Genomic DNA, 20919 nt, shown 5'->3' on the forward strand with positions numbered 1-20919 from the left:
CACTCGTCCCGGACGCGAAGCGTGGAAACGAGAATACATATAAAATTTGCATCTGCTGAATATGGAAATTTTTTATTAAAACTCAAATTTTTACAAAATAAAACCAGCTTATATTTTGATTTTAAAATCAGCAAATAGCATATGATCATGTCAAAAGTATATAGAAAAAAACGTTGAAATCAAAAAATTTCTTGAAAATTTGGAAAAAAAGGACATATATATGGAATTAACAAAAGCCGGGGGATCAATCCCCCGGGTGACAGCCAAAGTACGCTAAAGCGCACTATACCTGTCTTTGAGATGATTTAGCTTTCAGCCCTGACATTGAGTCGGGGGGATTGCTTGGCAACCGCAATATCATATAATCATCTATGTCCTGATTGCCACGACAAAGCATGAAAGCTGGAGCAAATGAACCAATCACAAATCACAAAAATGAACCTTCCGATCATTGACGCGCATGCCCATTGCGGCATCCAGGATCGCTATCCGGATCAGTCGTCTGAGGCATATCTGAGCTATGCCGGGAACACGGGGATTTCAGGCGTGGTAATGTTTTCACCTGTTACGGAAATCTATGATCGTTATGATTTAAAATCAGACTTCCCCTTCGGAACCCCCCGATATGAAATTGAAAAAATTCTGAAGTTTAAAATCCCGCAGGAAACAAAACAGGCCGTCATCAGCTTGAACGTGAAACATATGCTGGCTGAGAATGTGTGCTGAAGCTGCGTTCCGAAATTTTCCACATCAATTTTAACAAAAAGGAAAACAAATGGATTTCAAAGAATTATGGCAAAAAGTTCCTGATAAATGGAAACCATTTTCAGATAAATGGGCACGGATTATTATTTGGCCGAGAGCTTTTTTCAGCGAATGGGATCACAACGAAGATTACAAGCATGTCATTATTTTCAATATTATCTGCGGTGTGCTTGCCGGTGTGCTGAAAACAATCCTCACCTTTGGCGGGGAATTTTCCGCAATCATCCGCTGTCCCCTTACACTGATGCTACTTACCTTTGTCGGGGGGTCGGTTTTTTATCTTTTTCTCAAACTCTCCGGAGGAGAAGGAGACATTGAACCTACAATAAAGATGGTGGGTTACACGCAGGCAATTGGCGTATTTTCATACGGAATTCCCACATTAGGCCCGCTGATCGGTTTGTATCAGATATGGCTGCTTACTGTTATCGGAGAAGTTTTGCATAAATTAGACACTCGCCGGTCACTCATTGCGGTTTTGCTTCCCATTGCTTTGTTTATGTTTATTATGATAATGATTTCTACAATTCTTGGTCTGAAATTTTTTGGCGGCATCCTCTCTCATGAAAATCAGATGTTTTAAAAAATGTTCGGGTTGAACAGCGGGAGGTTAATTGGTATCCCGCCCCCGCCATGGACTTTCCCATTCTTATCCGTTTTCCCTGTAGTTTTTAAGTACCAGACCATCAGTTTTCTGATATCTGACCAGAAAAGAAACCCGGGTTTTTTCCCCGGGATGATGCTCTCTCCCGCACAGGAAAAACCCGGGTTTCTCCCCCTTCACAGGTAAGATTTATAAAAACTTTTGCTCATGTACTTATAAACGGCCATGATCCGCCGGCCACAACGAATGATGAAAGTTTGCTGTTTTTCCTAACGCTTAACACCTAACACCTAACACTTAACACTTAACACTTTCATATAAACAAGGTTGCAATTGCAACGAAATAAACAAGGAACGGCAGTGCCCCCGGACAAAGAAAAATCTTGTATTTTTTTTCATAGTTGAGTAGTTAGATGTCAGGTGTCAGGTATCAGGTACTCGGATATCCGGGCATTGTTTTTCCTAACACTTAACACCTGACACTTAACACGTTCTTAACTTTTTGCTATAGGTATAAAAAATAATGAAAACAGATAAAATTCTTTTGGATCACGGAAACGGCGGAAAAATATCGCACCACCTGATTTCTGATATGTTGCTGCCCATATTTGACAATCCCATTCTTTCCCAACTGAATGACAGTGCCATATTAAATATCCAGGGAAAGAGCCTGGCTTTTTCCACAGATACGTTTACAGTGGATCCTGTCTTCTTTCCCGGAGGCAATATCGGTGATATCGCAGTCAACGGAACCGTAAATAATCTCGCCATGTGCGGTGCGTCTCCGCTGTATCTCAGCGTGGGGCTGGTCATTGAAGAGGGATTTTCAATGGCTGATCTGGAAAAGATACTCAAAACAATGAAGACTGCGGCAGGAAATGCCAGCATGCAGATTGTCACCGGAGATACAAAGGTCGTGCCAAAAGGTGCCGCGGATAATATCTTTATTAACACATCAGGCATCGGGCTGATACCTGCTGTTGCTGATATTGCAGTTCATAAGGCTTGTGTCGGCGATAAAATCATAGTGAGCGGAGATATCGGTGATCACGGGATTGCCGTTTTGTCGCAGAGAGAGGGAATGAGTTTCGAGTCGTCAGTGATAAGCGACACTGCCCCGTTAAATTACGTGGTGAAAAAGATGCTGATGAGAACCAAAGAAATTCATGTGCTTCGGGACCCGACCCGGGGCGGCGTGGGAACGGCTCTGAATGAGATTGCTGATAAATCTGATGTGGGAATACAGATTTATGAAGATAAAATACCGGTAAAGGACGAGGTTGCCAGGATTTGCGAACTTTTGGGGGTTGATCCGCTTTATGTTGCCAACGAGGGAAAATTCCTTGCTTTTGTGAGGGAGGATCATGCGGAAATGATTCTTGAGGCAATAAGGAGAGATAAAGTCGCTAAGGGCGCGTGCATTATCGGAGAAGTGGTTTCGGACCATCCCGGGAAGGTGGTCATGGAAACCCGCATCGGCGGAACCCGGATTGTTGACATGCTGACCACTGATCAACTGCCTCGGATATGCTGACATAAACGCTTTATCCGGAGTGCGAAAATTTTATTTTCGCAAGAGCAAAAATAAAATTTTTGCACTCCGGAGCAGTTCGGCGTATTATGACAAAGGAGAGACATGACTTCACGCGATGATTACGACAGCCCGTGGAAGGATATTTTAGGCGAGTATTTTGAACAGTTCATGCGTTTCTTTTTCCCGGATATTGCGGAAGAAATAAATTGGGAAAAGGGCTATGTCGTGGCAGACAAAGAACTGCGCCAGATAACCCGATAGGCTGATACCGGAAAACGCCTGGCAGACAGTCTGTTTCAGGTGTGGAAGAAAAATGGAGATGAGGCATGGGTAATGATTCATGTCGAGGTTCAGGGATGGAAAGAAAAAGATTTTCCCCGCAGGGTTTATGTTTACAATTACCGTATTCATGATTTGTACAATCGCCCGGGCGTGAGCCTTGCCGTGCTTGCGGACGACAATGAAGAATGGTATGATTCTGTTTATATTCATAAATTGTGGGGATGCCTGACCGTATTCCGTTTCCCCACAGCCAAAATTTTTGATTATAAAAAGCGGCTGGAAGAACTTGAAAAATCAGATAATCCGTTTGCGGTGGTCGTGGCGGTGCATTTACGGACAATGGAAACGAAGGGAAATGATACCAGCAGGTGGAATTGGAAAATCGAGCTGACCAAAAGCCTTTACAGGCGAGGCTTTAAAAAGCAGGATATTCTGAATCTTTACCACTTTATAGACTGGATCATGGCATTGCCGGAAGCGCTTGAAAAAACATATCACCAGGAAATCATGAGATTCGAGGAGGAACATAAAATGCAATATATAACCACAGCCGAGCGCATCGGGATGGAAAAGGGAAGGACAGAGGAAAAAAATGAGACAGCAAAAAACATGCTGAAACTGGGCATGGAGATCGGGCTGATCTGCCAGGTGACAGGGTTGTCCGAGGAAGATGTCAGGAAGCTGTCAAAAGGCCATGGGGAGGTGACGCACTGAAACCGGAAAAATCATCTGATTATAACGGATTTTGGGGAGGCCGTTTCGACAAGCTCAACGACCGGTTCCGGGCGGTTTCCAAATACTGAAAGCAATCTTTCATTCAAAAAGAACAGTAAGGGAACTCGAAATAAATAATATACCCGGTTCAGGAAAATGTAGGGTGGGTGCAGCGAAGCGAAACCCACCGTCCGCGCTACATTTCGGGCAGATTATTTTTTGGGAAATTCCTAAGTCTACATTTCGGGCAGATTATTTTTTGGGAAATTCCTAAGTCTGGCGGGTTTCGCTTCGCTGCACCCACCCTACATTTCGGGCAGATTATTTTTTGGGAAATTCCTAAGTCTGGCGGGTTTCGCTTCGCTGCACCCACCCTACATTTCGGGCAGATTATTTTTTGGGAAATTCCTAAGTCTGGCGGGTTTCGCTTCGCTGCACCCACCCTACATTTCGGGCAGATTATTTTTTGGGAAATTCCTAAGTCTGGCGGGTTTCGCTTCGCTGCACCCACCCTACATTTCGGGCAGATTATTTTTTGGGAAATTCCTAAGTCTGGCGGGTTTCGCTTCGCTGCACCCACCCTACATTTCGGGCAGATTATTTTTTGGGAAATTCCTAAGTCTGGCGGGTTTCGCTTCGCTGCACCCACCCTACTGTCCGACCAAATAAATTATGAGGGGCAGAGCCGCTTCAGTTTGCCCCGGGCATCCGCGTTAGTGAAACGCCATGTGATTTTTTCGGATTTCTCGTTCCGCTCCTTTTCCCAGGCGGAGATTTCTCTCCTCAGGGTCTCCTCATCGGCGATGCGTCTGTCCGGGCACTGGCCGGACAGCACGGATATCTCTATTTCCGCCATGTTCAGCCAACTGGCGTGCTTCGGCGTATGGTGAAATTCGAGGCGGCGGAGTATTCTCCGGGCCTCCTCCGGTTCGAACCGCTCATAAAGGGAGTACTGGTTATGCGTATTCAGATTGTCCATGACTATGCGGATTTTCTCCGCATCGGGATAAAGTTCGTCCGCCAGCAGTTTCATCATGTCGGCGAAATCCTTCTTCGTCCGCCGCTGCGTCACCACGATGCGACGCCGTCCGGCGGCAGGCTCGGCTATTATAAAAAGATTCGCCGTTCCGTTCCGCTCGTATTCATAGTCGTAACGCATCGGTCTGCCCGGCGCGGCGGGAATCGGAACCGCTGTCTCGCCGATGAACTGATACAGCTTCTCATCGAAACATATGCACGGAAACGCCGGATTGTAAGGCTCCTCATAAAGATCGGGAACATCCTCCATATGAAAGACGTATTCCGGACCGACCGTCGGAATGCACCACTGCTTTTTCTGCCAGGGCTTTACGTCGCTGTTTTTCAGTATCAGACGGACGGTCTCGTCCGAGATCGAATCGGCAAGACCGAGTTCCACCACCCGATCCGCCAGCAGCATCATTGTCCGTCTGACGCGGCCTTCCGGTGCCTCGCTGCAAGCCTCGGCGATGAGGACGGCCTCGTCTCTTCCGCTCAGAATTCTCGGAGCGCCGTTCCTCGGATCATCGTTCAGAGCTTTCTCCGGCCCGCCTTCGACGAACCGTTTTCTGATGCGTTCCACGGTGGAAACTCCGGTGCGGAGAATCACCGCTATTTCCTTGTCTGTCCTGCCCTCATCGGCCAGGAGAAGGATATGCGCTCTGTTAATTTTCCTCGCACCGGTCTTACCTTTTTTCGTCAGAGCGATCAGTTCGTCTTTTTCTTCGTCAGTCAGGCTGACGATATATCTTTTAGCCATAATCTCCTCCTCTTTAAAAATATGAGAAGGAGATTATCATATGGAAGTCCACCCGTCAAAACTTATTTGGTCGGGCAGTAGGGTAGGTGGAGCGAAGCGCAACCCACCGCACAAGGTGGGTTGCGCTTCGCTCCACCTACCCTACGTTTTTGTATCGGGTATGTTATTTATTTCGAGTTCCCTTATTAAAAGAAACTTTGCCAAATTTTTGAAACGGGAATTCTTTTTCTCCTATTTTTGGCAGGTTAAACTGCATTGCCCCTGTGACTTCATACCCTGATGAAGATTTTGTCAATAAATGATACGCGGACCGTCCCAGTTCCAGCAAATTCATATTAAAAGGAATTTCTATGGTTGTTTTGCCATGCTTAGTAATAGGTGAAATATTGCCGGCAATCCCTTGTGCGAACTCTTTTCCTCCCAGTTTTATGTTGTAATCCAGGCCGGTCAGATTCACAGTAAAGGGATTGGAATTGGTCACATCAAGGGAAAACATCATGGATGCCTTGGTAAAAGAAAGATTGGAAACCTCAACTTTGTTTAATGATACTTTTGGGAGCGTCGGCACCGTAAGATTGCCCTTTGTGTGATAAGGAATATCAAAAGGGCCCACACCAACTGAACCGGACAGATCATAAACCAGCTTGTCCGACTGAATAAATGCCGTAACGGATTCAAAAAGATCTAAGTAACTGACCGTGACAGGCAGTTCCAACATATTTGAACCATTGGCTTTTAATGTAATGCTTTTATTCAGAACATTTTTGACAAATGTTTTATCGTTAAATCTGAGATCATAAGCCACGTTTCTGATGGTCGCGCCTATGGGGTTGGGATTGGTCACTTTGAACTTAAACAACAGATTTCCCTCAGCCAATGACGCACTTTCCAACGACATTCCCTCAAACTGAACCTCTGGTTTTTGGATAAATTGCTGAAGGGTTTCAAGTGTTGCGCAACCCCCTGTCATTATCGTTATAAGAATTGATACAAATAAAGCTGTTTTTCGATACATAATATACCTATTTCTTAAAATGGTTACAATTATCAGCTGTTTTATTTGCTCTCCATCACCCACACCCCGTCCCAGTCATCAGGGGGCGCACTTTCGGCAAAAGCCTGACATCTGAGGAGATAGAGACGGGAGACCGGGTCATTTTCGTTCAGTCCGAGCGCCCGGCTGAAAAATTGAGTTCCCCTTTGCCAGTCCCGGCCCCGATAACAAGTCAGCCCTTTTTGAAAAAGCTCAAGCACATCATCCCGGTATGGAAAGGATTTTTTATCGTAGTAATCAAGTATCTGATAGATTCCTACGGGTCTGATCTTTCCCTTGACCCTGATGAGGTCAACTTCCCGACAGACATAACTGTCTCTCAGTCCTTTGTAGGTGAACTCGCTCATCAGGATACTGGTTCCGTAGAGTTTGTTGGCGCTTTCGAGACGGGCCGCCAGATTGACCCCGTCGCCGATGACTGTGTAATCCATCCTTTTCAGGGAGCCGATATTGCCGGATAACACTTCGTTGCTGTTAATTCCGATACCGATGCTGATGGATTCCTTGACCTCGGATTTTCTTTCCCTGTTGAATTCTCCGAGGGCCTCCAGCATGTCTATGGCTGTTTTTACAGCACGGTCCGGGTCTTCACCAGTACTGAAAGGCGCACCGAATACCGCCATGATAGCATCGCCGATGTATTTATCCAGTGTGCCTTTATACTTAAAAATAATATCCACCATAATGCTGAAATATTCGTTCAGCAGACAAACAGTGTCCTGGGGACCGATCTTTTCGGAAATGGTGGTAAAGCTTCGAATATCTGAAAACATGACTGTAGCTTCCTGGGTCTTACCGCCCAGCATCACATCTCCGCCCTCTTCCATGAGTCTGTCCGCAACCTCTTTGGTCATGTAGCGGGCGATGGTTCCCTTGAGCCGTTTTTCACTGGTAATATCTTCCAGAACCAGGAGGGAACCGATAAGGTCCTGCTGAATATTTATGAGCGGAACAACAGTGAGATTGACAGAAACCCTGGTTCCGTCAGCCACGATCAGGTCCGCATCCATTGTCAGGTCAGCGGTTCTGGTTTTCATAACTGTTTCAATGCTTTCAGATATCCATGGATTGGCCTCAAAAATTCGAAACTGAGAATTCCAGCTGTTCTTATTAAACTGATCAGATTCGGAATGCACGCGGAGTATCCTCAGAGAAGCGGAATTACATTTCACGATATTTTTACTAACATCAAATGAAATCAGACCGTTACTCATGCTCTCCAGTACGCTCTCATTGTAGTTCTTCATGTTCAGGACATCTTCAAACAGTTTGGCGTTTTCCAAAGCAATAGATGTCTGGGCAGAAAAGGCCTCAAGCCGGCGTTCGTCTGTTTTTGTAAACGGACCGCCTTTTTTGTTAAGTACCTGTGTCACACCGATAATTTTGCTTTTCTTATTTTTTACCGGCATACAGAGAATAGACCGGGTGAGATAGCCTGTTTTTCTATCCACTTCCGGATTAAAACGGCTGTCCATATAAGCATCTGGAATATTGACAGTTTTACCGCTGGTGAAAACGGATCCGGCAATGCCCATATGACAGGAGAACCTTATTTCCTGAATCTCCAGGCCCTGAGCAACCTGGGACCACAGCTCACAGTTTTTTTCGTCGTACAGGAAGAGGGTACAGCGATCTGCTGACAGGAGTTCCTTGGTGGTGTCCATAATTTTGGCAAGCAGCCGTACCAGATTGAGTTCAAATGACAGTGCGGTGGTCATCTCCAGGAGCTGCATCTCTTCGGCCCTGGCTTTCATTAATTCGGCCGTGCGTTCTGCCACCAATTCTTCAAGAGAATCCCGGTGTCGCTTGATTTCCAGATGGGTTTCCACTCTTGCCCTTACAACAGGCGGGCTGAAAGGCTTTGTAATGTAATCCACAGCCCCGAGTTCCAGTCCCATGGCCTCGTCTTCCACTTCGTTTTTGGCAGTTATAAAAATCACCGGAATGTTTCGAGTCCGCTCATTCGCTTTTAAACGCCTGCATACCTCATATCCGTCTATGCCGGGCATCATGATGTCAAGCAGAATCAGGTCAGGCGGGTCTTCTGACGCTGCGATTTCAAGGGCTTCCGTTCCTTCCCTCGTAACACTGGCCTCGTAATCAGACTTTATTATTTGCCATAAGACACTGATATTTGAGGGATCATCATCCACGATTAATATTTGGGGTAATTTTCTGTTCATCTGATATTTTGAATAAACGGTTATGACTTGGCAGACACAACAAATGATGAAAGTTTTAAAATTTTCAATAGATTAAAAATTTTTCGGGCTGTCGCATGGCGGCCACGGCAGACGGAGGAGAAACCCGGCTTTTTCCGACAGGGGAGACACTTTGTCCGGGAAAAAAGCCGGGTTTCTTTGTTCTCCCGCACACAGTCCGGAAGCTTTTCGATTTGCTGATTTTTTCTGACACCTGACACCTCATTGGCGATTTTTAACCCGGGATATTATCCGGGGTGTCTTTGTGTAAGAGCCAAGAAGGCACGAAGTCTCACGAAGTTTTTTTGTGTGTCTTTGTGACATTTTTATATAGTCAGGTACAAAAAACTTGATCATCGAGTGATTTGCAATTTGTAATTTTGTGTAAGAGCCACGAAGGCACGAAGTCTCACGAAGGCTCTTTGTGTGTCTTTGTGTCTTCGTGTCTTTGTGGCATTTTTATCAATATCGTTCGGCATGATTTTTGCATAGCCGGACGGAAATGCCCGGCATTTCCGCATTTTGGAGAAATTGTTTCCGAAAAACGCCCGGCGGACATTTCGGGATTTCAGTTTTCCGGATATATGAATTCAGTTAGTTACAAATGTATGCAAAAATCGTGCCGAACGGTATTGCATTTTTATATAGTCAGGTACAAAAAATTTGATCATCGAGTTATCAATAATTTTTTTCAAATATTTTTATTAAACATATGATGTCGGCTTTGTCAAAAAAGAATTGAAAATTAAAATCGGGGATTGAGAATTCGAGGATCACTCTGAACATTTTGGGTTTTTCAGTTTCAGCAGATCAAAAAAGCTTCCAGACTTTGGCGGGACAGACATCTGTGGCAGGGCAATTCTTGTCTGGCTGTCCCGCTCAGTCTCCCTGCTCACCAAGCTTCAGCCTCTGACAGTATAGGGTGGACAGTGTGTCCACCCTCTCCCCCTGCTAGCCTTCATAAAGCACAGCCAATATCGTTGCACTTCCGTTTTTGGAACCCAGAACATGGGGCGTTGTTGACAGATAGTACGCACTGTCTCCGGGTTCAAGCTCGAACCTGTCTTCTCCGATTTTCAGCATGACCGTACCGTTCAGCACATAAATAAATTCTTCGCCTTCATGTACAGACACCTCTTCATCGGGGTTCTGTTCCAGTTGCACCACCAGCGCCTCCATGTGACGGCCTTTCACTTCAGGCGCGAGGGTCTTGTAGGTGTAGAGATTTTTGCTGCCTTTCTGGGATGTGGATCTGGATACCACCTTTTGTTCTTCTTTCCGGGTGATGGAATAAAGTTTTTCGCCAACGCCCGAAACCAGACGGCCGAATGCGCTGTCAAGCGCTTTTGAAAGCTTAATCACCGTACCAAGCTGAGGCTGGACCTCGCTGTTCTCTATCTGAGACAGCAGTTCCACATCAAACCCGGTCATGTTTGACAGCTCGTCGAGGGACAGCCCTTTATCTTCCCTGAGCGTCTTAATCCGATTTCCTATTTCTTCAAAACCTTCGGACCCTGATTTTGAAATATCCCCTGTCAGGTCTTCAAAAAAATCAACATTAATATAAGGCTTTTGTTCCTTTATCTCCATTTTTTGCTCCTAGGTTGCTAATCGCTTATAGTCGAAATCGTGAAAGCAGAGCGGGTGAGGTGCGGCATAATCCGCCATTTCAGAAACCCAGATCCGGTGGGTCGCGCCACACTTCACCCTTCCTGCATTGACTATGAGTTAAACGCTATTTTTGTTGTTCCGGACACTATTTGGCACGGTATTTTTCAGGCAAAACAGCTTTGGCTGCCCATTCTTTCGGGATATTCTGTTCCGGATCCTCGCCAAGTTTTGCCTTTCGTTTTTTCAGCCCGGGCCGGGCAAATTCCATATGACCTTCTTTCAGGGTACGGCCATTGAGCATAGCCTCAGAGCGCAGTCTCCGGCCGATGGTCTTTTCCATCAGTCTGCCCAGTTCAAGAATCCGATCCACATCATATCCGTGTTCAATGTCCATTTCATCAATCTGAACCAGGGTATCCTCAAGGGTGACAAGGCCCACATAACGAGGATCCGTGTAATAATATTCTCCGGTTCCTTTGGTGGGACAGTCATCCAGGAAGTTGGCAGGCTGTCCGCCCAGTCCGCCCAGGGTGGCTTCAAAATTCGTAATCCCTGCCTGCAAAGCAGCCAGAACAGAGGCGGCAGCCACACGTTTTGTTTCATGGAAATGGGCAATATGAAGATCGGTGTTCGGCATTTCATCCAGGATCATGGAAAAATAACGATACACATCCGGAGACGAGGCACTGCCATCATGGTCCGCATGTTCAATATCATGTGCTCCGATTTCCAGCCATCGTTTGGAGAATTCCACAGCATCTTTGAGTTCCGTGGCACCGCCAATGGGACTGCCCCATATGGTGCTGACCGTGCCGCACATCTTCATGCCCGCGTCATTACATTTTTTGGTGCATCGCTCTGCTTCTGCCCAGTAATCCGGAAGGGTTGTCCCGGAGTTGGCAAAATGATGCTCCTCCTCAGTGGAAACCATCATCAGGAGACGATCCGGTCCGATCCCTTCCTGTCTGAGCCGAATGGCCCGGTCAACTGCGGACTCTCTGATGGTGATGCAGGTCAGACAAATATCATCGTAATTGATGCCCTTTCTCTGGCAGCGGTTTTTAAACCGGTCGCTTCTCAGATGTTTCAGCAATTCCTCCGCATCTCTGAACTGGGGCATTAAATACGGATTTCCCAGGTTCGTCACCTCGATGTCGCGGCACCCTGCAAAGATAAGCTCCTCAAGATAAAAAATCTTTGCAGGGGTTGAAATAAATTTTTCTTCATGCTGAAACCCGTCCCGAATGGTGATATCCCCGACCGTTACCTTTTTGGGCATTCTGGGGAAAATTTTCCAGTAATCATACTCTGTCATATAAAATAATCTCCTTTTTTACAAAAATTTATAGGCGATGATCATTGTTTCATCCGAGTTCGAGGAGAATGACATTCTGTTACAGGCCAAACAATCATCATGACCCAGTGACAGTTAAAGACTTCCCAAGTTTTGAAAACTCCGAAAGTCTGATGTTTGTTTACAGATACAAAGTCTTAAGAAAAAGATTATCCAAAGCGACAAATCCGCGGTTTGACGGCTCCCCTGGTTTGCGGGCGGCCAAACTGCAAGTTTGGCACTCCGGATTTAAACATTTCCCAGGTCCTGAAAATTTGTTTATTTGCCCTTATACACAGGTCTGCGTTTCTCACGAAACGCGGCAAGTCCCTCCAGGCGGTCTTCGGTGGGTATAGTTACCCAGTATGCGTTTGATTCAATGGCAAGGCCCGTATGAAGGTCTGTCTCAAGACCGTAGTTTATCGCGTATTTGACCTGTTCAATGGCGACAGGACCGGTTTCACAAATCATGGCCGCCATTTTCCTGCATTCGTCAAGCAAATCTTTCTGTTCACAGATTTGGTTGACAAGGTTGATCCGCAAGGCTTCTTCCGCCCCCACTCTGCGGCCCGTGAACATGAGTTCCTTTGCCTTTCCTTTTCCAATCAGCCTCGGCATCCGCTGTGTCCCGCCTGCCCCCGGAATAATGGCAAGGCGGGTTTCCGTAAGTCCCATTGTCGCATTCATCGAAGCAATGCGAATATCACTTGCAAGAGACAGTTCTGTTCCGCCTCCAAAAGCCGCACCATTTACCGCTGCGATCACTGGCTTATTCAGTTGCTCAATGGACGTGAAAAGGTTTCGTATCGTAAAAATATACTCCTTGACCTGAATCGGGGTGAGGGTTCTGCGTTCCTTTAAGTCCGCGCCCGAGCAAAACGCCTTTTCCCCCGCGCCCGTAACGATGATCACGCGGACATCTGTTCTGAAACGGAGGGATTCTATCTGGTCTCTTAATGCGTGAAGCAGGGCAAAGTTAAAGGAATTCATCACCTCGGGGCGATTGAGCGTGAGCGTCACCACGCTGTCCTGCTCTTCTACCAGCAAAATATCATCCTTCATTCATATTCTCCTTATAAAATTAATTGAGAATTGAAAATTGATAATTCTCAATTCTCAATTCTCAATTCTCAATTATTATGCTGTTTGGATTTTTGCATCTTCTTCTCTGCCCAGTCGCTCGGTTGCGTCCTTGCGCAGCTTATATTTCTGAATTTTTCCGCTGGCAGTGGTGGGATATTCATCAACAAAAATGAAAAAAGTCGGAATCTTATGGAATGCGATCCTGTCCTTGCAGAAGGTTCTCATTTCTTCGTCGCTGGAAATTTCACCGGATTTCAGCTGGATATACGCGGCCACTTCTTCCCCGTATTTTTTACTGGGAACACCGACCACCTGAACATCCTTGACCTGGGGGTGTGTGTAAAGAAATTCTTCGATTTCCCTGGGATAGATATTTTCACCGCCCCGAATGATCATATCTTTTATTCTTCCGGTAATCTTACAGTAACCATCTTCATCCATAACCGCCAAGTCGCCGGTATGGAGCCAGTTGTCTTTGTCAATGGCGTTTACCGTGGCTTCGGGCATTTTGTAGTAGCCCTTCATGATATGGTATCCGCGGGTGCAGAGTTCGCCCTGGGTATTTCTGGAAACTTCCTCATTAGTCGAGGGATCAACGATTTTTACCTCCACATTCGGCAGTGCGCGGCCCACCGTGCTGACTCGGAGTTCCAGAGAATCTTCACGACGGGTCTGGGTGATTCCCGGGGAAGCCTCGGTTTGTCCATATACAATGGTCATCTCGCTCGCGCCCATGTCGTTGACCACCTGCTTCATAATCTCAATGGGGCAGGGGGAGCCGGCCATGATACCTGTCCGCAAATGAGAGGTATCATACGATTTTTTCTTCATTTCTTCCAGTTCTGCAATAAACATGGTGGGCACACCGTGCAGGGCGGTGCAATCGAATCTTTGAACGGTTTTAAGTACCGTGTCCGGTTTGAAAGCAACCACCGGTGCCATGGCCGTTGCCGAAACTACACAGGTGAGTGTTCCCAGCACACAGCCAAAACAATGAAAAAAAGGCACGGGAATACACATGGTGTCATCTGAGGAAAGATTCATACATTCGCCCAGGCTTTTTGCATTACCAATCAAATTTGTATGGGTCAGCATAACGCCCTTGGGAAATCCGGTGGTTCCCGAAGTATATTGCATATTGATGACATCGTCCGGTTTCAGGGAATCCTGTCGGGCCTTCAGGTCTTCGTCACTGATATTCTTACCCAATTCCAGGATATCGTCCCAATTGAACATTCCGGGATATTTTTCTTTTCCAAGAAACACGACATTTTTCAGCATGGGCAGTTTGGCACACCGGAGCTTGCCCGGGTCGCTGTCTTTAAGTTCGGGACATACCTCATGGATCACCTTGAGATATTCATCTGCTTCCCTGACCCCGCCGATCAGAAGCAGCGTAGTAGCGTCTGACTGCTTCATCAGGTATTCCAGTTCAAAGCTGCGGTAACTGGTGTTCACCGTGACCATTACCGCACCCATCTTTCCGGTGCTGAACTGGGTATATAACCATTCCGGAACATTATTGGCCCACACAGCGAGGTGTTCACCTTTTTCAATACCAAGCGCCATGAAGCCTTTTGCGACATCATTGCATAAGTCTCTGAATTGACGGTAATTCAGATCGATGTTCTGTTCATCATAAAGTACGGCTTTGCTGTCACTGAAGTGTTCCGCCACCAGGTCAACCAGCTGACCCATTGTGGTTTTTCCGACTTCAAACTGTGGTATTTGTCCCATAGATATTTCTCCTTAATTTATTCTGAAATGTCTGAATGTTTTTCTGTCATCTGAAGATTAAACATTCAGACATTTAACCTCCCTAATATTCTAACATCCGATGTATCGTGAAATAACGATTCTCTGAACTTCTGATGTTCCTTCGCCGATATCCAGAAGTTTCTGGTCCCGATAGAATCTTTCCACATTGTATTCTTTCATCAGGCCGTAACCACCGTGAATTTGCACAGCATGGTTCGCCACTCTTCCCATCAGTTCCGAACAGTACAATTTGCCCATGGCAGCTTCTCTTTCAAAGGGCCTTTTGTTATCTCTCAGCCAACATGCCTTATATAAGAGATTTCTGGCGCATTCGATTTCCATGGCGCTGTCCGCCAGTTTGAAGCCTACGGCCTGAAATTTACTGATGGGCTGCCCGAACTGCTCCCGTTTTTTGGCATACTTCAAAGCTGCTTCATAAGCTCCCTGCGCACCGCCCAGGCCCATGGCTCCGATAGAGAGCCTGCCGCCGTCAAGGGTCTGGAGCATCTGATGAAAACCGTCCCCTTTTTTGCCAAGGACATTTTCACTCGGGATTCTGACATCATCAAAATAAAGTTCTGCTGTATTCGAAGCCCGCCACATCATTTTCTTGTGCATGGCAACAGACTTAAACCCTTTCATTCCGGGTTCCACAATAAAGCAGGTGTATTCCGGCTTTCCATTAGGTCTTGTGCCGGTGATGGCCTGGACAGTTACGCCCAGGGTGAGTTCACAGGCTCCATTGGTGATGAAAATTTTCGATCCGTTCAGTATCCATTCATCGCCGTCCTGCACAGCAGTTGTTTTGCTTCCGCCTGCATCGGATCCCGCTGTCGGTTCGGTAAGACCAAATCCCCATAAGGCTTCGCCTGAACAGAGTTTCGGGAGATATTTCTTTTTTTGCGCTTCTGTTCCAAAATAATAAAGGGGACCGATTCCCAGAGAGTTACCGGCTGCAATGGTTGCGGCCTGGGATCCGTCCACCCTTGCAACCTCCTCAACCGCAATGATGTAGGAAACATAGTCCATCCCCTGGCCTTCGTATTCTTCGGACACGAACATGCCGAACAGACCAATTTCTCCCATTTTTTGGGTGAGTTCCACGGAAAACTCCTCTTTTTCATCCAACTCCGCAGCAACAGGGGCAATTTCACTCTGGGCAAATTTTCGGACTTCCTTCCGGATCATTTCCTGTTCTTTTGTTAAGTCAAAATCCAACGGTAAACCTCCTTTCCAAAAAGCTGATCAAACGGTTAGTTAACTCAGGTTGCCGCAGACGCGGCAACTGAAAATCAGGCAATCACATTATACTCAGAAGCTGCCGGAACAAAAAATCAGTAAGTTATGTTTACAGGCGGCAACCCGGGTGATTATTCTTGTTATCATAATAATTCGGACAAATTTTATAACCTGCTGTTTTCATAAAATTTACACATTTTCATTCCGAAAGCTTAAATTTTATAATTCCAAGGCGTTATAATTTTATATTTCGCCATTCTTCACTGAAACTGAAAAGCAGTTCACAGTTTTTTCGATCTGTGGAACAATTTTGCAAATTGTTCTGTGGCAAAAAGTGAACTGACAAATGAAGGATTCCACAATTATTCATATTTTTAAGCCATAGTAAATGAAAAAAACACTTAATAACGACAAACATGATTTATATGAAAGTGTCAGGTGTCAGGTGTTAAGTGTCAGGTGTTAGATGTTAGGTGTTAAGTGTTAGGAAAAACAGCAAAATTTTTGTCATTCGTTGTGACTGGCAGGTCATGCCCGTTTATTTGAAAGTGATAATCAGCAAATCAAAAGCGTTCTGAGTTCCGCTTTCAGACGGTCTGTTTTTTCCCGGATTTTTTACGAAATATTTTTTTCAGTTCAATAGATGTATTAGGGTAATGCCAATAAAATGAATCCCGTTCATTTATAAAGTGTATATAACCTCCTGTTTTTTATATTACATAAACAGAATGAAAATCTGATATCTGTCCTGTATGAATGATAACTCCGGGCGAAGCGTTTGTAAAACACTGCAGAATTATTGAATATTAGTGGAAAAAGAGCCAGATACCGGAATCATTGATATTTGAAAATTCAGAGAATGCACGAGAGTGTTTTGCTTTGGTATGTATTACGTCGCCCCGGACCAAACCTGCCCCTGTTTCAGTCCGTTGATGATAAATTTTTCATAGATAGCAGCAATTTCATCCACAGTAAGACGTCCGGTCGGTTTGAACCATGATGCTCCGGACGTACATAAGGTTAAAATCGCATAAGACAGGATTTTTACATCGTCTTTGACAAATATTCCCTGTTCCCCGCCCTTTTGGATAATATTTTGAAAAATACGCTCATACTCGTAGCGTTTCTTCACAATGATCCGGTAATGATCCTGAGTCAGCCCGCGCAATTCGCTGTTGGCAATAAAGTTTTCTTTCTGCCGATCAAGATGGAATCGCACATGGCTCTGAACTGCTGTCCGCATTTGTTCTTCCACGTTTCTGATGCCTGAGATACTGTTTTTCAAATAAGCTGTCACATCATCCATTGTTGATTTGAGAATGCTGAAGAGCAATTCTTCCTTGCTTGGATAATGATAATACATGCTCGCTTTCTGAATACCGCTTCCCCGGGCAATATCGCTGACACTGGTGGCAAAATATCCTTTCTTGAAGAACAGGTCAATTGAAACGTATTTAATCTTTTCTTTCATATTGCCCATTATCAGATAACTCCTTGCTTACGATCTGAGAAAATAATTTTACCGACCGGTCGTTAGATTTCAGATGATCTTGTTGTCATAAAGCAGAAAGATTGTCAAGATAAAATTTGTATGCTTATTGATTAAACGAAATAAAGGAATACCAAATAAGATAAGGTAGTACCTGACCGCAGTGAATCTGACGGATGACAGACTCCCGATATTTTTAAAACCTCGGAACTCTTCGGCAGCCCGAACCGTCATAATCAATGCGGTCGGGTATTACTTTGGAATCAGAACAGCCCTTTACTGATACAGTCTTTATTTAAATTTACGGCAAAGATATTTATCCTCTGTCCGATCCTGAAGAAAGACCATATCAAAACCCTTTGCATCTGCGGACTCATACCATTGATAACCGGTTTCCCTGCAATCTTTACAGGCATTAATGGGAATATGCACACCGAGTATATGATATCCCTGGTCTGTTGACGAGTCAATCCGTATTGTCCCGCCGCAGTCATGACAAATACGAACAGTCTCTTTCTGGGTTTCGATGATATTATCTGTATCATAAAAAATTCTCCGGGGGCGCTCATCAAATTTCTTTATCCCCTGAAGTTCCTCTTTTATCTGCTCCCTTTGCTGCCACATCGTCAGCACTTTTTCAGCGGTTTTTTCAATATAACGGGTCACATCCTGTGTCTGCCGGATACGGTCCGCATTATATTTAGGTTCTTTTACTTTGCCATAATCAAGGCCGGCCATTGCGAGAATAATTCCCAGATTGACATAAGGAAGGGCACCCTCAATAGAGTATCCCCCTTCAAGAACAGCGATATCGGGTTTCAACAGCGACGTCAGCTCTGCATAGCCCTGGGCGGAAAAATTCATATTGGTTATAGGGTCTGAATAATGGTTATCCTGCCCCGCGGAGTTTATGATAATGTCCGGTTTGAAATCATCCAAAATCGGCAGGACAATGTTTTTAATGGCATATAAAAACCCCTCTTCGGAAGTATTCGGCGGAAGCGGGATATTGACCGTTGTTCCTGCCGCATTCGGTCCCCCCAGTTCATTTCTGAATCCTGACCCGGGATAAAGGGTCCGTCCGTCCTGATGGATGGATATAAACAGCGTATTCGGATCATGCCAATAGATATCCTGTGTGCCATCACCATGATGACAGTCCGTGTCAACAATAGCAACTTTTCCGATGTTATACGCAGCGCGAAGAAATTCAATCATTATGGCTTCAATATTGACATTACAAAAACCTCTTGCCCCGTGAACAACACGCATGGCATGATGCCCCGGGGGCCTTACAAGCGCGAACCCTCTGTCTATTTCCTTTTCGAGTACGGCCATACCCGTAGTTTTTGCACCGCCGGCGCTGATGAAATGAGATTCTGTTGTGACATTCCACACATCCGGGACACAGAAATGAACACGCTCCACGTCCTGAACTCTTACAAGGTCGGGTTTGAGTTCCGTAATTCCCTCAATATCAAAAAGTCCTTCTTCAAAAACCTGATCCTGGGTGTAAAGAAGGCGTTCTTCCCGTTCAGGATGAGTAGGGCTTATGGCCCAGTCAAACGCAGGAAAAAAAACAAGTCCGGTTTTTTTTTTGGCAGTTAGCATGATAAGTTGCTCCGATTTTGAATAATTTTTTCAAAATAATTTGATAATTATCAATTATCAATTATCAATTATCAATTATCAATTATCAATTATCAATTATCAATTATCAATTATCAATTATCAATTATCAATTATCAATTATCAATTATCAATTATCAATTATCAATTATCAATTATCAATTATCAATTATCAATTATCAATTATCAATTATCAATTATCAATTATCAATTATCAATTATCAATTATCAATTATCAATTATCAATTATCAATTATCAATTATCAATTATCAATTATCAATTATCAATTATCAATTATCAATTTTTTTGTTCTATCTTTTGGACAAGCCTGTTTAACGTTTCCCTGGCATCGTCAAAATTGTAGGTATCAGCCTGTTGTATCAGTTCCTGAAACAACGCGCCGGTTTCCGGGTCGAAGCGATCAGGGGAAAAACAGGATTTGATTTCCGCAAGGCAGCATTCTGATTCGACCGGATCAGATTCCTGAAGGCTTTTTCGAAGTTTTCGAAAAAAAACAGAGAGATTTGATATATCAAATACTTTATTTCCGATTTCAGCGGATTTGGTAATATCATCTTCAGTGTGAGTTAAAACAGGTATCTTTTTACAAGACACCATTACCTGTTCAAGGGCTTTTTCCACCGGGTATAATAAATCCAGTATTTGTTCTGTATTTTTATTGCGACATGCCTCCTCCAGAATTTTTGCGGCCTTGCAGAGTTCCGTTGCCGAAATAGTAGCGGCGGACCCTTTCAAAGCGTGAGCTTTTATTAAAGCAGTCTCAAATTCCTTTTTTTCAATGAGGTTGCGAAAATCTCGGACAAAATTTTTTCTATCCTTGCAAAAAAATGAAAGAATATCCAAATAGAGTTCCCAAGAACCATCGAGTCGTTTCAGGCCCTTACGAATATCCAGACCTGGCAGGGAATCCGGAATTTGTAATTCCGGGTGTCTTAAAAAGTCAGCCGGAATTTGGATATCATTTTTTGCTTCATATTCCGTACGCCGCTCATACTCAGAATTTTCTTTTTTTCGAAATTTTTCTTCCGTATTAATTTTATTTGTAATATTGATTGCAACTCCTCCGAGAAGAAAAGGCTTTCCATGCTTGAAAATGGGAAATTTAGAGGTAAGATAATGTTGTATTTCATCTTTGACAGTTAAAACTTCCACGGTATTTAAAGCTTTTCCTTTTGACATCACAATGTTATCATTACCTTTCAAACGTTTTGCTAATTCCGGGGGCCAGAGTTCTTCATCTGTTTTGCCAATGCAATCAGCCGGATAAACATTAAGCATTTTTTTATGGGCTTCATTGCAATAAAGATAACGTCCGCTATGATCCTTCATAAAGGCCAGGGCAGGCAGATATTTCATAAATGAATAAAAAATTTTCCTGCACTCATGCAGTACCAGCTCAGTCCGTCTGCGTCTGGCGGTCTCTTCTCTTAATTCTTTCTTTAGCTTCGCCTGTTCAGCGGACTGCTTATCAAGTTGTTTCTTTAAATCAGCTATCCAAAGATGTAGCTGGTTGTTCCCAACATTATTCATTATTTTGTCCTCACCTGAATATTGATCAGAGATATTTTTTTCAAGTAAGCCGCAAAAATCAACAGATCAGATTGTTCAGGGCTTTTTCGGATTTAAGCCGGTAATGACAGGAGAAGCATCGTCAGGTGCGGAACCCGATACCTGTTTTTTGTATTTGTTCTGTCAATTCTTAATTTTCAATTGATTTTTTTTGTAATTGCTGATTTCTTCGGATATTTCAATTCTGGTTCAGGACTGTCTGAGGCAAAGTTGAGCCTGATTTTTTTAAGACAGCCCTCCTGATTATTATAAGGG

Annotated in this window: 16 protein-coding genes; 5 read left to right on the forward strand and 11 right to left on the reverse strand. The window is 44.5% G+C overall.

Annotated elements, in window-relative coordinates:
- The first annotated feature begins 411 nt into the window (after positions 1-411).
- From dnm_RS11360 to dnm_RS11380, 5 genes are all read left to right on the forward strand, one after another.
- The gene (locus dnm_RS11360; RefSeq protein WP_207682763.1) at positions 412-726 is read left to right on the forward strand and encodes a hypothetical protein; all 315 of its coding nucleotides are present in this window, start codon (positions 412-414) and stop codon (positions 724-726) included.
- A 49-nt stretch (positions 727-775) separates the two neighbouring features.
- Positions 776-1348 (forward strand): YIP1 family protein, encoded by a 573-nt coding sequence (locus tag dnm_RS11365; RefSeq protein WP_207682764.1) that lies wholly within the window; start codon positions 776-778, stop codon positions 1346-1348.
- Between the two features lie 544 nt (positions 1349-1892).
- Positions 1893-2903, forward strand: a complete 1011-nt coding sequence (gene hypE, locus dnm_RS11370; protein ID WP_207682765.1) for a hydrogenase expression/formation protein HypE — start codon at positions 1893-1895, stop codon at positions 2901-2903.
- A gap of 102 nt (positions 2904-3005) precedes the next feature.
- Entirely contained in the window at positions 3006-3164 is a 159-nt protein-coding gene (locus dnm_RS11375; RefSeq protein ID WP_207682766.1) for a hypothetical protein, read from the forward strand.
- Between the two features lie 39 nt (positions 3165-3203).
- Positions 3204-3899, forward strand: a complete 696-nt coding sequence (locus dnm_RS11380; protein ID WP_207682767.1) for an Rpn/YhgA-type helix-turn-helix domain-containing protein — start codon at positions 3204-3206, stop codon at positions 3897-3899.
- A 670-nt stretch (positions 3900-4569) separates the two neighbouring features.
- Here the strand turns inward: dnm_RS11380 and dnm_RS11385 are convergent.
- The 11 genes from dnm_RS11385 to dnm_RS11435 form a co-directional block, all read right to left on the reverse strand.
- Positions 4570-5676, reverse strand: coding sequence for an IS630 family transposase (locus tag dnm_RS11385; protein WP_207682768.1), 1107 nt, complete (start codon positions 5674-5676; stop codon positions 4570-4572).
- A 163-nt stretch (positions 5677-5839) separates the two neighbouring features.
- A complete protein-coding gene (locus dnm_RS11390; RefSeq protein ID WP_207682769.1) occupies positions 5840-6691 on the reverse strand; it encodes an LEA/WHy family protein in 852 nt (283 codons plus the stop codon).
- 41 nt (positions 6692-6732) lie between these two features.
- Complete coding sequence (locus dnm_RS11395; RefSeq protein ID WP_207682770.1) at positions 6733-8913, reverse strand: response regulator; 2181 nt, start codon at positions 8911-8913, stop codon at positions 6733-6735.
- 969 nt (positions 8914-9882) lie between these two features.
- Complete coding sequence (locus dnm_RS11400) at positions 9883-10521, reverse strand: helix-turn-helix domain-containing protein (protein WP_207682771.1); 639 nt, start codon at positions 10519-10521, stop codon at positions 9883-9885.
- A 166-nt stretch (positions 10522-10687) separates the two neighbouring features.
- Positions 10688-11857 carry a hydroxymethylglutaryl-CoA lyase-like TIM-barrel protein gene (locus tag dnm_RS11405; protein ID WP_207682772.1) on the reverse strand — a complete coding sequence of 390 codons (1170 nt, stop codon included), beginning with the start codon at positions 11855-11857 and terminating at the stop codon, positions 10688-10690.
- Positions 11858-12154: 297 nt separating this feature from the next.
- Positions 12155-12937, reverse strand: coding sequence for an enoyl-CoA hydratase-related protein (locus dnm_RS11410; RefSeq protein ID WP_207682773.1), 783 nt, complete (start codon positions 12935-12937; stop codon positions 12155-12157).
- Between the two features lie 75 nt (positions 12938-13012).
- Positions 13013-14695, reverse strand: coding sequence for an AMP-binding protein (locus tag dnm_RS11415; protein WP_207682774.1), 1683 nt, complete (start codon positions 14693-14695; stop codon positions 13013-13015).
- Positions 14696-14785: 90 nt separating this feature from the next.
- The gene (locus dnm_RS11420) at positions 14786-15934 is read right to left on the reverse strand and encodes an acyl-CoA dehydrogenase family protein (protein WP_207682775.1); all 1149 of its coding nucleotides are present in this window, start codon (positions 15932-15934) and stop codon (positions 14786-14788) included.
- Between the two features lie 910 nt (positions 15935-16844).
- On the reverse strand, positions 16845-17435 hold the full coding sequence (locus tag dnm_RS11425) for a TetR/AcrR family transcriptional regulator (protein ID WP_207682776.1): 591 nt from the start codon (positions 17433-17435) through the stop codon (positions 16845-16847).
- A gap of 300 nt (positions 17436-17735) precedes the next feature.
- Positions 17736-19055 (reverse strand): histone deacetylase family protein, encoded by a 1320-nt coding sequence (locus tag dnm_RS11430; protein WP_207682777.1) that lies wholly within the window; start codon positions 19053-19055, stop codon positions 17736-17738.
- A gap of 316 nt (positions 19056-19371) precedes the next feature.
- Complete coding sequence (locus dnm_RS11435) at positions 19372-20625, reverse strand: PAS domain-containing protein (RefSeq protein ID WP_207682778.1); 1254 nt, start codon at positions 20623-20625, stop codon at positions 19372-19374.
- Positions 20626-20919: the final 294 nt, after the last annotated feature.

This window comes from Desulfonema magnum (assembly GCF_017377395.1).
Lineage (GTDB): Bacteria > Desulfobacterota > Desulfobacteria > Desulfobacterales > 4be13 > Desulfonema_C > Desulfonema_C magnum.